This is a genomic window from Streptomyces sp. 2-1, from assembly GCF_048564895.1.
Classification (GTDB): domain Bacteria; phylum Actinomycetota; class Actinomycetes; order Streptomycetales; family Streptomycetaceae; genus Streptomyces; species Streptomyces phaeochromogenes.
Genome location: NZ_CP183383.1, coordinates 8,950,322 through 8,964,574 on the forward strand (window position 1 = coordinate 8,950,322; position 14,253 = coordinate 8,964,574).

Consider the following 14,253-nt stretch of genomic DNA (forward strand, 5'->3'; position numbering starts at 1 on the left):
GCGGACCCTACACCCTGTCAACGCTTTGTCCGGACAATCGAACCTCACAACTTCCCGTCATCATCCCCCGGAGCTACGCTCGGCCCCGTGCCCAAACCAGACGTGGACCCGACCGTGCCGCTCCAGCTCAGCGTCGACCGGAACAGCCCGGTGCCGCTGTACTTCCAGCTCGCCCAGCAGCTCGAAGCCGCGATCGAGCACGGCGCCCTGACTCCGGGCAGCCTGCTGGGCAACGAGATCGAGCTCGCCGGACGCCTGGGCCTGTCCCGGCCCACGGTCCGCCAGGCCATCCAGTCACTGGTGGACAAGGGCCTCCTCGTACGTCGTCGAGGCGTCGGCACCCAGGTCGTGCACAGCCAGGTCAAGCGACCGCTGGAGCTGAGCAGCCTCTACGACGACCTGGAGGCTGCCGGTCAGCGCCCGGCGACCCATGTCCTCGTCAACACCGTCGTCCCGGCGTCGGCCGAGGTCGCCGCCGCCCTCTCGGTGGCCGAGGGCAGCGACGTACACAGGGTGGAGCGGTTGCGGCTGGCCCACAACGAGCCGATGGCGTATCTGTGCAACTTCATGCCGCCCGGTCTCCTCGACCTGGACAGCTCGCAGCTGGAGGCCACCGGTCTGTACCGGATGATGCGCGCCGCGGGCATCACCCTGCACAGCGCCCGCCAGTCCGTCGGCGCCCGCGCCGCCACGGCCGTGGAGGCCGAGCGCCTCGGCGAGCCCGAGGGGGCCCCGCTGCTCACCATGCAGCGCACCACCTTCGACGACACGGGCCGAGCCGTCGAGTTCGGCACCCACACCTACCGCGCCTCGCGCTATTCCTTCGAGTTCCAGCTGCTCGTACGCCCCTGACCGCGCACCCTCCAGCCCGCGCACGCCCCTGACCGCATACGCCCCTGACCTCGTACGACTCGGTGGGTGCCGCAGGCGCGCCCCGGGTCGCCGTGATGTGCTCGCGCGGTACCCGCCGTCCGAATGAGTGATCGCCGTGTCCGATACTTGGTATCTCCATGTATCGGATTCAAGAAGGGCACGGCTTCGTGGCACGGTTTCGGACCTGGGTCGGCATCGCGGTGGCAGGGGCGCTCGGCGTGTCCCTGGCCGGGTGCAGCAGTACCGGCGGCAAACGCGCCGAGGACGCCCGCAAGGCGGCGTCCGCCCAGGGCAGGGCCGCGGTGGACACGCCCCGCTGGACCTTCGCGATGATCACCCACTCGGGCGACGGCGACACGTTCTGGGACATCGTCCAGAACGGCGCCGAGCAGGCCGCGGTCAAGGACAACATCAAGTTCCTGTACTCGCACGACGACGAGGCCCAGCAGCAGGCGCAGCTCGTGGACGCCGCCGTGGACAAGGGCGTCGACGGCATCATCGTCACGCTCGCCAAGCCCGACGCCATGAAGGCCGCCCTCGCGCGCGCCGAGAAGGCCGGCATACCCGTGATCACCGTGAACTCCGGCTCCGCGGAGTCGAAGGCGTTCGGCGCGCTCACCCACATCGGCCAGGACGAGACTATCGCCGGAGAGGCCGTCGGCGAGGAGCTCAACCGCCGTGGCCGGAAAAAGACCCTCTGCGTCCTCCACGAACAGGGCAACGTCGGCCACGAGCAGCGCTGCGCGGGGGTCAGGAAGACCTTCGACGGCACCGTGCGGAACCTGTACGTCGAGGGCACCGACATGTCCGCCGTACAGGCCTCCATCGGCGCCAAGCTCCAGGCCGACCGGTCCGTGGACGCGGTCGTCACCCTCGGCGCCCCCTACGCCGACACCGCCGTGAAGGCCCGGCAGGACGCGGGCAGCGAGGCCGAGATAGACACCTTCGACCTCAACGCCAAGGTGGCGGCCTCGCTCAAGGACGGCACCCTCGGCTTCGCCGTCGACCAGCAGCCGTACCTCCAGGGGTACGAGGCCGTCGACCTGCTCTGGCTGCACAAGTACAACGCCGACACGCTCGGCGGCGGCAGGCCCGTCCTCACCGGACCGCAGATCATCACCGAGGACCAGGCCGCCGAACTGGAGCAGTACGCGGAGCGGGGGACCCGATGACCGCGACGGCCCTCACGGTGGACGAACGGCTCCTGCGGACCTCGCCGCTGCGCAGGCTGCTCGGCCGCCCCGAACTCGGCTCGGTGGTCGGCGCGCTCGCCGTCTTCCTGTTCTTCGCGCTGGTCGCCGACAGCTTCGTACGGGCGGCCGGGCTGAGCACTGTCTTGTACGCGGCCTCCACGATCGGCATCATGGCGGTGCCCGTGGCGCTGCTGATGATCGGCGGCGAGTTCGACCTGTCCGCGGGCGTCATGGTGACGTCGGCCGCGCTGATCTCCTCGATGTTCAGCTACCAGATGACCGCGAACGTCTGGGTCGGCGTCGGCGTCTCGCTCCTGGTCACCCTTGCCATCGGCTTCTTCAACGGCTTCATGCTGACCCGCACCGGGCTGCCCAGCTTCATCATCACGCTCGGCACCTTCCTGATGCTGACCGGGATGAACCTCGGCTTCACCAAGCTCATCAGCGGCACGGTCTCCACGAAGACGATCGCCGACATGGAGGGCTTCGCGTCCGCCAGGGCCGTCTTCGCCTCCGTCCTCACGGTCGGCGGCGTCGACTTCAAGGTCACCATCCTGTGGTGGCTCGGTCTGGTGGCCCTCGCCTCCTGGATCCTGCTGCGCACCCGCGTCGGCAACTGGATCTTCGCGGTCGGTGGCGGAAAAGACGCGGCCCGCGCGGTCGGCGTCCCGGTCGACAGGACCAGAATCGGCCTCTACATGGGGGTCTCCCTCGCCGCCTGGATCGCCGGACAGCACCTGCTCTTCTCGTTCGACGTCGTCCAGTCCGGAGAGGGCGTCGGCAAGGAGCTGACGTACATCATCGCGGCCGTCATCGGCGGCTGTCTGATCACCGGCGGCTACGGCTCCGCCATCGGCTCGGCGGTCGGCGCGCTGATCTTCGGCATGACCGACAAGGGCATCGTGTTCGCCGAGTGGAACCCCGACTGGTTCAAGTTCTTCCTCGGAGCGATGCTGCTCCTCGCGACCCTGCTGAACGCCTGGGTCCGCAAGCGCGCGGAGGCCACGAAATGACGCGGATCAGCGAGACGGACGAGGCCGCCGGGACGACACGTACCACCGGGCGCACGGCCCTCGTCGAGCTCGACGACGTCAGTAAGTACTACGGCAATGTCCGCGCCCTGGAGGGTGTCTCGCTGGAGGTCCACGCGGGCGAGATCACCTGTGTCCTCGGCGACAACGGCGCCGGCAAGTCGACCCTGATCAAGATCATCGCTGGGCTGCACCAGCACGACGCGGGCACCTTCCGCATCCACGGCGAGGACGCCCGCCCGGCGTCCCCGCGCGAGGCCCTGGACCGCGGGATCGCCACGGTCTACCAGGACCTCGCCGTCGTGCCCCTGATGCCGGTCTGGCGCAACTTCTTCCTCGGCTCCGAGCCGCGGAAGGGCAGGGGCCCCTTCAAGCGCCTGGACGTCGACCTCATGCGCAGGACGACCCACGCGGAACTCCTGCGGATGGGCATCGACCTGCGCGACGTCGACCAGCCCATCGGCACCCTCTCGGGCGGCGAGCGCCAGTGCGTGGCCATCGCCCGCGCCGTGCACTTCGGCGCCAAGGTCCTCGTCCTCGACGAGCCGACCGCCGCCCTCGGGGTGAAGCAGTCCGGCATGGTCCTCAAATATGTGGCCGCCGCACGTGACGCGGGCCTCGGCGTTGTCCTGATCACCCACAACCCCCATCACGCCTACCTCGTGGGCAACCGTTTCGTCCTCCTCAAGCGCGGCACGATGACCGGCAGCCACACACGCGACGAGATCACCCTGGACGAACTGACCCGCCAAATGGCGGGAGGCAGCGAGCTGGACGACCTCCGCCACGAGCTGGCGGGCGGCGCCCCATGACGGGCGCGGGGAACCGCACGACCAGCCACGACGAACCCGCGGCTCACGGACGACCGCGGCTCCCCGGGGGCGGTCCCAAACCTCGCGAGGGACGCCGCCGTGCAGCCAAACCCCCACGTGCGGCAGAATCGGCGCGATGAGCACCTACCGCGACCTCGCACTCCCCAGGGCGCTCGGCTCCGCCAGAGCCGCGGGCGCCCCCATCGGCTCCCGCCGGGCCACCGTCCTGCGCACCGTGGGCACACGCGAGCGCCGTTCACACCTGACGGCGCCGCGCGTCCCGACCGTCGGCATCGACATCGGCGGTACGAAGGTGATGGCGGGAGTCGTCGACGCGGACGGCAACATCCTGGAGAAGGTCCGCACCGAGACCCCCGACAAGTCCAAGAGCCCCCGGGTTGTCGAGGACACCATCGTCGAGCTGGTCCTGGACCTCTCCGACCGGCACGACGTGCACGCGGTCGGCATCGGCGCGGCCGGCTGGGTCGACGCGGACCGCAACCGCGTCCTGTTCGCGCCCCACCTGTCGTGGCGCAACGAGCCCCTGAGGGACCGCATCTCGGGCCGCCTCGCCGTGCCCGTCCTGGTGGACAACGACGCCAACACCGCCGCCTGGGCCGAGTGGCGCTTCGGCGCCGGCCGCGGCGAGGACCACCTCGTCATGATCACGCTGGGCACCGGGATCGGCGGCGCGATCCTGGAGGACGGCCAGGTCAAGCGGGGCAAGTTCGGCGTCGCCGGCGAGTTCGGCCATATGCAGGTCGTGCCCGGCGGCCACCGCTGCCCCTGCGGCAACCGCGGCTGCTGGGAGCAGTACAGCTCCGGCAACGCGCTGGTCCGCGAGGCCCGCGAGCTCGCCGCCGCCGACTCCCCGGTGGCGTACGGGATCATCGAGCACGTCAAGGGCGACATCTCCGAGATCACCGGCCCGATGATCACCGAGCTGGCCCGCGAGGGCGACGCCATGTGCATCGAGCTCCTCCAGGACATCGGCCAGTGGCTCGGCGTCGGCATCGCGAACCTCGCAGCCGCCCTCGACCCCTCCTGCTTCGTCATCGGCGGCGGCGTCAGCGCGGCCGACGACCTGCTGATCGGCCCGGCCCGCGACGCCTTCCGACGCCACCTGACCGGCCGCGGCTACCGCCCCGAGGCCCGGATCGCCCGCGCCCAGCTCGGCCCCGAGGCCGGCATGGTCGGCGCCGCGGACCTCGCCCGGCTCGTCGCCCGCCGCTTCCGGCGCGCCAACCGGCGCCGGGTGGAGCGCTACGAGCGGTACGAGCGCTACGCCGAGTCGCGCCGCTCCGCACAGGACACGCTGTGACGGCCTCGCTGCCGCGCCAGGCCTCGCCCCCGGACGAGCCACCGCGGCCGGCCGAGGACCGCGGCCACATGATCCGCCGCCGCTCCCTGACCCTGCTGATCATCGGGCTGCTCATCGGTGTCCCGGCCGGCTACCTGGTGATCTCCGCCAACCAGAGCCGTGACAGCGGCAAGGACAAGGAGGAGAAGTACTCGGCGACCGGCCTCACCCCGGGCTGGCCCTCCCGCGTCCAGCGCCGCCTCTACCGGATCCCCATCCCGGGGTCCTCGGCCGAGGTCGCGTACTACGAGACGAACAACTGGAAGACCAGCCGCCTCTACGTCCAGTTCCTCACCAGCGACAAGGGCCTCGACAAGTTCCTCAAGACCATCGGCACCAGCCGCGGCGCCCTGAAGAAGAACGATGTCGCCATCGGTGCCCGCGACCGGCGGGTCGTCGGCTGGGAGTTCACCGGCTCCGGTCCCTGGTCGGGCCTCAGCCACACCCACAAGAATCCGACGCCCACCCAGGACATCGTCGTGAACTGGTCGAAGCCCGGTCACCCCATGGTCTACGTGGTCTCCAGAACGACACCCTGATCCGCCCCGCTCCGCCGCCGAGCCGCAGTGTCAGACCCGGCCCGTAGAGTCGAAGACGAGTGATCCGACCAGGGCGGGCCGGACCGGGGCGAGAGGGGTGACCGGGAGCATGAGCGTGGCGGAGACGCGTGCCGCTGTCGGCACCGAGCCCGAGGTGTCCGTGCGGCTGGCCGCCGTCTTCCTGCCCGCCGCCCTGCCACGCGACGGCCGGATCGCCTTCTGGGACCCGGAGGCGGACGCACCGCTCCTCGGCCCGGACACCGAGCTCACGGTCGTACGAAGGCACGGCGCGGGCGTCCGAAGGGGATCGGTGCCCGCGCTGACGCTGCCGGTCGTCGAGGCACTGCCGCTGCTGGTGCGGGCCCGGCGGGACCCCGCCGCACACCCCGCCACGGTCTGCTGGGGCGCCGCCGCACTGCACGCCCTGCGCCTCGTCGCCCGCGGGCGGCTGCTGCCCGGCCTCACACCGGACGGATTCGACGCTTGGCGGGCCGGCCCCCTGGATCCGGACGACATCGCCCACCTGAGGGCGGTGGCCGCCTCCCTTCCGTACGAGGGACACGCCGTACCCCTGCCGGGCCGGGGCCCGCTCCAGCTGCCCGACCGGGAAGCGCTGATGCGCGCCTTCGTGGACGCGGTCGCCGACGCACTGCCCCGCACCGCCGCCGCGCCGTACGCCACCGGCAAACCCTTCGCCGCCGCCGGGCCCCAGCGGCTGCCGGGCGCCCAGGACTGGGCGGCGGAGGTCGCCGCGGGCATGGACGCGGGGGTACGGATCTCGCTGCGCCTGGACCTGTCCGCGTACGAGCTCTTCGACGACAGCGAGGACGCGCGGCGCGCGGGCGCGGCCGTCGTCCAGGTGCACAGCCTCGCCGACCCCACCCTCGTCGTCGACGCAGCGGCACTGTGGTCGGGCGCCGCCGACACGGCGTTCGGACCGCGTGCCCGTGTCGACGCGGCGCTGGCCGTGCGCCGCGCGGCCCGCGTCTGGCCGCCCCTGGACCGGCTGTCCGGGCAGGACGTGCCGGACGTACTGGCGCTGTCCGAGGACGAGTTGTCGGACCTGCTCGGCGTCGCCGCGACCCGCCTCGGCGCGGCCGGGGTCGCCGTGCACTGGCCCCGCGACCTCGCCCAGGACCTGAGCGCGGCGGCGGTCGTCCGCCCCGCGCCGGGCTCGGCCACGGACGGCACGGGCTTCTTCGAGAGCGAGGAACTGCTCCAGTTCCGCTGGCAGTTGGCGCTCGGCGGCGACCCGCTCTCCGAGGCCGAGATGGACGCGCTCGCCGAGGCACACCGCCCCGTCGTGCGGCTGAGGGACCAGTGGGTGCTCGTCGACCCGGCCCTCGTCCGCAAGGCGCGCAAGCGCGAACTGGGCTTGCTCGACCCGGTGGACGCCCTCTCCGTGGCGCTCACCGGCAGCGCGGAGGTCGACGGGGAGACGGTCGAGGCGGTACCGGTCGGCGCGCTGGCCGCACTGCGCAACCGGCTGACGGCCGGACTGCGCCCCGCCGAACCGCCCCCAGCCCTGAAAGCCACCCTCCGGGACTACCAACTCCGCGGACTGGCCTGGCTCGACCTCATGACCTCGCTCGGCCTCGGCGGCTGCCTCGCCGACGACATGGGCCTCGGCAAGACCGTCACCCTCATCGCGCTGCACCTGAAGCGGGCGCGCACCGAACCGACCCTCGTCGTCTGCCCCGCCTCGCTGCTCGGCAACTGGCAGCGGGAGATCGAGCGGTTCGCGCCGGGCGTGCCCGTGCGCCGCTACCACGGCCCCGGCCGATCCCTGGAGTCCCTGGAAAACACGGCCGGCTTCGTCCTCACCACCTACGGGACGATGCGGTCGACGGCCCCCCAGCTCGCCCGCGAGAAGTGGGGCATGGTCGTCGCGGACGAGGCCCAGCACGTCAAGAACCCGTACTCGGCCACGGCCAAGGCCCTGCGGACGATCCCCGCACCGGCCAGGGTCGCCCTGAGCGGCACCCCCGTGGAGAACAACCTCTCCGAACTGTGGGCCCTGCTCGACTGGACGACTCCGGGACTGCTCGGCCCCCTGAAGTCCTTCCGCGCCCGGCACGCGCGCGCGGTGGAGAACGGCGAGGACGAGGAGGCCGTGACCCGCCTCGCCCGGCTGATCCGCCCCTTCCTCCTCCGCCGCAAGAAGTCCGACCCCGGCATCGTGCCCGAACTGCCTCCCAAGACGGAGACGGACCATCCCGTCCCCCTCACCCGCGAACAGGCCTCCCTGTACGAGGCCGTGGTCCGCGAGTCGATGCTGGCGATCGAGAGCGTCGACGGCATCGCCCGGCGCGGCCTGGTCCTCAAGCTCCTCACCGCGCTCAAGCAGATCTGCGACCACCCCGCGCTGTATCTGAAGGAGGACACCGGAGGGCACCCCGGCGGCGGAGGGGCCTCCCGTCAGGCCGCCCGCTCCGGCAAACTCGCCCTCCTGGACGAGCTGTTGGACACGCTGCTCGCCGAGGACGGCTCGGCGCTCGTCTTCACGCAGTACGTGGGGATGGCCAAGCTCATCACCGACCACCTCGCGGCGCGCGCGGTCCCCGTGGAGCTCCTGCACGGGGGTACGCCGGTGGCCGAGCGCGAGCACATGGTGGACCGGTTCCAGAGCGGGGCGACGCCGATCCTGGTCCTCTCCCTCAGGGCGGCCGGCACGGGCCTCAACCTCACGCGCGCGGGGCATGTCGTCCACTTCGACCGCTGGTGGAACCCCGCCGTGGAGGAGCAGGCCACCGACCGCGCCTACCGCATCGGCCAGACCCAGCCCGTCCAGGTCCACCGCCTCATCACCGAGGGCACGGTCGAGGACCGCATCGCCGAAATGCTCGCCTCCAAGCGAGCCCTGGCCGACGCGATCCTCGGCTCCGGCGAGGCATCCCTGACAGAACTGACCGACCGTGAACTGTCCGACCTGGTCTCGCTGAGGAGGTCGACGTGATGTCTTCGACGGGGCGGCCGGATCGGCGGGACGAGCTGGAACAGCGGGATTGGCCGGAGCAGCCCGATCATTCGGGCCAGCCGGATCAGCGGGATCGGTCGGGCCAGCCGGATCAGCGGGATCGGTCGGGCCAGCTGGATCGGCGGGACCAGTCGGGTCCGTGGGAACAGCCGGATCGGCCGGAGCAGTCGGGTCGGCCCGATCATTCGGGCCAGCCGGATCAGCGGGATCGGTCGGACCAGCGGGATCGGTCGGACCAGCCGGGTCCGCAGGACCGGCCGGAGCAGTCGGGCTGGCCGGGCCACCTGGATCGGCGGGACCAGTCGGGTCCGTGGGAGCAGCCGGATCGGCCGGAGCAGCCGAGTCGGCCGGGCCAGCCCGATCAGCCGGACCGGTCGGACCAGCTGGGCCAGCCCGATCAGCCGGGCCAGCGGGATCGGCCGGACCACCTGGACCAGCCGGGCCAGCCGGGCCAGTGGGACCAGCCGGACCAGCCGGGTCGGCCGGGTCGGCCGGACCAGCCGGATCGGCCGGACGAGCGGGAACAACTACACCAGCCGGAACAGGCGGACTCGCCCGGCTCCGAGACGTCTCCGGCAAGCGGGACGCTCTCGGCCGGTGACGCGCCCTCAGCCGGTGAGGCCCTCCAGGTCAGTGAGTCCCGGCCCGCCGACGCCGCTCGGCGTGCCTTGCGGGCGGCTCGGCGGGGAGATGGTGGAGGGCCGGGGGCCGGCGCGAGGGACTCCATCAAGGCGGACGCGCGCCCTGCGGAGCCCAGAAAGGCCGGGGGAGCCGCCCAAGGGACCGCATCGTCGGGGCCCAGGCCGGGTGACAAGGCGCGCGAGGCGCTGCGGCGTGCGGCCGGTCGCATGGGTGGCGGTACTGCCCCGCGGGCGGAGGAGACGCGGACTGAGGGGGCGCGGACTGAGGGGGCGCGGTCGGAGGGGGCGCAGGGCAGGCCGGATGCGCCAGGCGTGCAGAGGACGCCAGGCGTATCCGGGACACCCGGCGCGCAGGGGGAGCCGGACACTCAGCTGCCCTCGAACGTGCAAGGGTCGCCGGACGCGCATGGCGCACCGGACGCTGGTGGCGGCAAGGGTTCCGAGCCGGACGTCGAGTCGTCGCCGCCCGGGCGACCCGACGCGGCGGCAGGATCCCCACGCCCCGGTGACGTGGCCCGTGAGGCGTTGCGTGCCGCGAGGATTGAGGCGGAGCGGGAACGAACTGCCGCCCGGGACAAGGGAGTCGAAGGCCGCAGGCGGCGTGGAGGTGCCGAGTCCAGCGCTCCAGCGTCCCGTCCGACCATGGCGAACCGCCGCGCCGCGGCACAGGTCCGGGAGCTGGCCGACCGGTTGGGCGACGCCTTCGACCTGACGGCCCGGCTGGAGAGGGAGGAGTCCGAAGAGCGACCGACGCGACCCGACGCCGCACCGGGCAGCACGTCTCCAGGCGCCGTTCCCACCCCCGAAGACCGGCCCGCGGGTCGGCCCGCCGGTCGGCCGACCCCGGCCGCCACAGGGCCCGTTGACACGGACACCGCCACCGCGGCGCCCGACACCGCCCAGGTCTCGGTCGACGACCAGCCGCCGTCCACCGAGCCGAAGCGGGGACAGGAGCCGGAGCCGGATCCGGAGCAGCCCGGGCTCGGGCCGGCGCCGAGGTCGGAGCCCAGGCGCGGGCCCGCCCCCGCTCCTGCCCGCGAGCCCGCACCCACCCCCACCTCCGATCGCACTCCCACCCCCACCTCCTCCAACGCGGCAGCAGCCCCCGTCGGCGGCTCGATCGCCGACACCGTGCGGGCGGCCATGGCCAGGGCGGCCCGCAGCCCTCACGCCGAGCCCGAACTCGACCCCAGCACCACCGCCACCCCCACACCCGCACCCCACGCCGGTGTCACCCCCGCCCCCACCCAACTCCCCGTCGCAGCGCCCCCGCGCTCCATGGCCGCCCCGGGCCGCGACGGCGAGCTGCGCCGGACCTTCCCCGCGCTCCCCGCGCGGCCACAGGGCGCGGACGGGTTCGCCGAGACGTGGTGGGGCAACGCGTGGGTGGCCGCGCTGGAGGACGTGGCGTTGGACGCGGCACGGCTAGGACGGGGCAAGGCGTACGCGCGGGCGGGGCACGTGGACGCCATCACCGTCACACCCGGGCTCGTACTCGCGTACGTGCACGGGAGCCGACCGCGGCCGTACCGCGTGCAGATCCGGATGCGGACGCTCTCGGACGACGACTGGGAGCGGTTCCTGGACGCCGCGGCCGAACGGCCGGGGCACATCGCGGCGTTGCTCGACAAGGACCTGCCCCAGTCACTCGCCGACAGCGGAGTGGGCCTGCTCCCCGGCCCGGGGGACCTCGTACCGCAGTGCAGTTGCCCCGACTCCGGCCACCCCTGCAAACACGCGGCGGCGCTCTGCTACCAGACGGCGCGGCTGCTGGACGAGGACCCCTTCGTCCTCCTCCTGTCCCGCGGCCGGGGCGAACGCGAGCTGCTGGACGCGCTGTCCCGCCGCAGCGCCACCCTGGCGGCACGCTCGGCCCGCGCCGAGCAGGAACCGGCACTCCCCGGCGTACGAGCCGCAGAAGCCCTCGCGCCCCGCACACTGCCGCCGCTCCCGGCCCCGCTGCCGCCGCCCGCGCATCCCGAGCAGCCCCCGGTCTACCCGGCGTCGCCGGGAGGCCCGGACCCGTTCGCACTGGACCAGTTGGCCACCGACGCGGCGGCCCGCGCGCACGCGATGCTCACGACGGGCCGTGACCCCGTGGCGGAGCTGACCCTCTGGCAGGACGCAGTCCGCCTCGCGGCCACCCGCCCCGGCTCCGGCCTCACCGCCACGACCCGCGCCCTGTACGCGTCCCTGGCGACCGCCGCGGGCCGTACCCCGGCGGAGTTGGCGCGGGCGGTCGCCGCCTGGCGGCAGGGCGGACTGGAAGGGCTCGCCGTCCTCGAAGAGCCCTGGGACCCGCCGGCCGGCCGTTTCGACCGGGCCCGCCCGCTCCTCCTGGCCGCGGACTTCCCCGCCTTCCGCCCCTGGCACAACCACCTCACCCACCCCCGCGGCCACATACAGCTCCGACTGGGGCACGACGGCCTCTGGTACGCCTACGAGTCGGAACCGGGCCACGACGACTGGTGGCCCAGGGGCACCCCCGACCTCGACCCGGTCGGCGCCCTCACGGGCCTCGGCTCCCCGACCGACCTGTAGCGCGAACCGTTTCGCGCGCCCCCAACTTTTTTTCCGAGCCTTCGGAGGGCGGCAACGCTCCGCTGACCTGCCCTCCGGCCCGGCGTACGACATGTGGCGGCTCCGTGCAGGCCGCGTGGACAAATCGGGCTCGTTTCCGTGACCACAGGTGCGGAAGTTAGCGTGGAGCGGTGAGTGAGATGAAGTCCCCAGCCCTCCAGTACCGCTTCGACGGCCCGGAAGACGCCCCCGTGCTCATCCTCGGTCCCTCGCTCGGTACGACCTGGCACATGTGGGACCGGCAGGTCCCGGAGCTGGCCAAGCAATGGCGGGTCTTCCGCTTCGACCTGCCGGGACACGGCGGCGCGCCCGCCTACCCGGCCGGTTCCGTCACCGAGCTCGCCGAGCGGCTGCTCGCCACGCTCGACGGGCTCGGCGTCCAGCGGTTCGGGTACGCGGGCTGCGCGCTCGGCGGTGCCATCGGAGCCGAACTGGCGCTGCGCCGCCCGGAGCGCCTCGCCTCGCTCACGCTGATCGCGGCCTCACCGCGCTTCGGCACGGCGGACGAGTTCCGGCAGCGCGGCGTGATCGTACGGTCGAACGGTCTGGACCCGATCGCGCGGACGTCCCCGGAGCGCTGGTTCACGCAGGGCTTCGCCGCGGCGCAGCCCGCGATCACCGAGTGGGCCGTGCAGATGGTGCGCACCACGGACCCGGGCTGCTACATCGCCGCGTGCGAGGCGCTCGCCTCCTTCGACATCCATGGCGAACTGGGCCGGATCGGGGTGCCGACGCTCGTCCTGGTCGGCTCCGACGACCAGGTCACCGGCCCCGCCGAGGCCCGCACCCTGGTCGCCGGAATACCGGACGCCCGCCTCGCCGTCGTACCCGGCGCCTCGCACCTGGTCCCCGTGGAACAGCCCGCAGCCGTCACGGACCTTCTCGTACGGCACTTCTCCACCGCCTGGCAGCAGCCCGCCTACGACTCGTCCACCGGACAGATGGCGGTCGTGGTGCCCCAGGCGAGCCCGGTCGTGGCCGCGCCGCAGCAGATGTCGCCCGTCGCCGAGATCGCCCCCGCTGCGCAGCCCGAGGCGGTCCTGGGCAGACCCGACCCGTACGACGCGGGCATCAAGGTCCGCCGGGAGGTGCTCGGGGACGCGCACGTGGACCGCGCGCTGGCGCAGGCCGACGAGTTCTCCGGGGACTTCCAGGAGTTCATCACCCGCTATGCGTGGGGCGAGATCTGGGACCGGCCCGGCCTCGACCGGCGCTCGCGCAGCTGTGTCACGCTCACCGCCCTGGTCGCGGGCGGCCACCTCGACGAGCTCGCCTTCCACACCCGGGCCGCCCTCCGCAACGGCCTCACCCCGGTCGAGATCAAGGAGGTGCTCCTCCAGGCGGCCGTCTACTGCGGCGTACCGGCCGCCAACAGCGCCTTCAAGGTGGCCCAGCAGGTCATCCGCGAGGAGACCACACCCCAGGAGTGAGCACGAGGAGCGAGCCCCTCGAGCCGGCCTCCAGAGGCCGGTTCCAGAAGCCGGCGCCAGGAGCGGAGCGCCCGGGATGAGAAGCAGGTGTGAGAATCCGGGAGCGCGCCCCCTGGAGTGAGCCCGCGCCCCCGCCCGGAGGCAGGATGGGAACCATGAAGCTCACCAAGAAGTCGCACGCCTGCGTCCGCCTGGAGAAGGACGGCCGCTCGCTCGTCATCGATCCCGGCGTCTTCAGCGAGGAGGACGCCGCGGTCGGTGTGGACGCGATCCTCGTCACCCACGAGCACCCGGACCACTTCAGCGAGGGGCATCTGCGGGCGGGTCTCGCGGCCAACCCGGACGCGGAGATCTGGACTCTGAAGTCCGTCGCCGACGAGCTCTCGGCCGCGTTCCCGGGCCGCGTCCACACCGTCGGCCACGGCGACACCTTCACCGCCGCGGGCTTCGACGTACAGGTCCACGGCGAACTGCACGCCGTGATCCACCCGGACATCCCGCGCATCACGAACGTCGGCTACCTCGTCGACGGAGGCCGCGTCTTCCACCCCGGCGACGCCCTCACCGTCCCGGACCACCCGGTCGAGACGCTGATGCTCCCCGTCATGGCCCCCTGGAGCAAGATCTCCGAGGTCATCGACTACGTCCGCGAGGTCGAGCCACAGCGCGCGTACGACATCCACGACGCCCTGCTGACCGACCTCGCGCGCCCCATCTACGACCGCCAGATCGGCGCTCTGGGCGGCTCCGAGCACTTGCGGCTGGCACCGGGGGAGACCGCCGACCTCTGAGTGTCAGAGGCGCCCGGTAGGTTGTG

10 protein-coding genes are annotated in these 14,253 nt (G+C 72.7%); all 10 read left to right on the forward strand.

Annotated features, from left to right (window positions below; translation table 11 throughout):
• Positions 1-114 precede the first annotated feature (114 nt).
• The 10 genes from ACN20J_RS39345 to ACN20J_RS39390 all read left to right on the forward strand — a co-directional run bounded on the left by ACN20J_RS39345 (position 115) and on the right by ACN20J_RS39390 (position 14,227).
• Positions 115-852, forward strand: a complete 738-nt coding sequence (locus ACN20J_RS39345; protein WP_361901914.1) for a GntR family transcriptional regulator — start codon at positions 115-117, stop codon at positions 850-852.
• A gap of 188 nt (positions 853-1,040) precedes the next feature.
• The gene (locus ACN20J_RS39350) at positions 1,041-2,045 is read left to right on the forward strand and encodes a sugar ABC transporter substrate-binding protein (protein ID WP_419667763.1); all 1,005 of its coding nucleotides are present in this window, start codon (positions 1,041-1,043) and stop codon (positions 2,043-2,045) included.
• Positions 2,042-3,079 (forward strand): ABC transporter permease, encoded by a 1,038-nt coding sequence (locus ACN20J_RS39355; protein WP_419667764.1) that lies wholly within the window; start codon positions 2,042-2,044, stop codon positions 3,077-3,079. The genes ACN20J_RS39350 and ACN20J_RS39355 overlap by 4 nt, the downstream gene beginning before the upstream one ends.
• Positions 3,076-3,909, forward strand: coding sequence for an ATP-binding cassette domain-containing protein (locus tag ACN20J_RS39360; RefSeq protein ID WP_419667765.1), 834 nt, complete (start codon positions 3,076-3,078; stop codon positions 3,907-3,909). Before ACN20J_RS39355 ends, ACN20J_RS39360 begins: the two co-directional genes overlap by 4 nt.
• Before the next feature lie 136 nt (positions 3,910-4,045).
• Entirely contained in the window at positions 4,046-5,230 is a 1,185-nt protein-coding gene (locus ACN20J_RS39365; RefSeq protein WP_055617781.1) for an ROK family glucokinase, read from the forward strand.
• On the forward strand, positions 5,227-5,808 hold the full coding sequence (locus ACN20J_RS39370) for a sugar kinase (protein WP_361920722.1): 582 nt from the start codon (positions 5,227-5,229) through the stop codon (positions 5,806-5,808). Before ACN20J_RS39365 ends, ACN20J_RS39370 begins: the two co-directional genes overlap by 4 nt.
• Before the next feature lie 109 nt (positions 5,809-5,917).
• Positions 5,918-8,764 carry an SNF2-related protein gene (locus tag ACN20J_RS39375; RefSeq protein WP_419667766.1) on the forward strand — a complete coding sequence of 949 codons (2,847 nt, stop codon included), beginning with the start codon at positions 5,918-5,920 and terminating at the stop codon, positions 8,762-8,764.
• A gap of 1,304 nt (positions 8,765-10,068) precedes the next feature.
• The gene (locus tag ACN20J_RS39380) at positions 10,069-11,967 is read left to right on the forward strand and encodes an SWIM zinc finger family protein (protein ID WP_419667767.1); all 1,899 of its coding nucleotides are present in this window, start codon (positions 10,069-10,071) and stop codon (positions 11,965-11,967) included.
• Positions 11,968-12,146: 179 nt separating this feature from the next.
• Entirely contained in the window at positions 12,147-13,436 is a 1,290-nt protein-coding gene (gene pcaC, locus ACN20J_RS39385) for a 4-carboxymuconolactone decarboxylase (protein WP_361999224.1), read from the forward strand.
• 155 nt (positions 13,437-13,591) lie between these two features.
• Positions 13,592-14,227: an MBL fold metallo-hydrolase gene (locus ACN20J_RS39390; protein ID WP_419667768.1), complete on the forward strand. Its 636-nt coding sequence runs from the start codon at positions 13,592-13,594 to the stop codon at positions 14,225-14,227.
• Positions 14,228-14,253 lie beyond the last annotated feature (26 nt).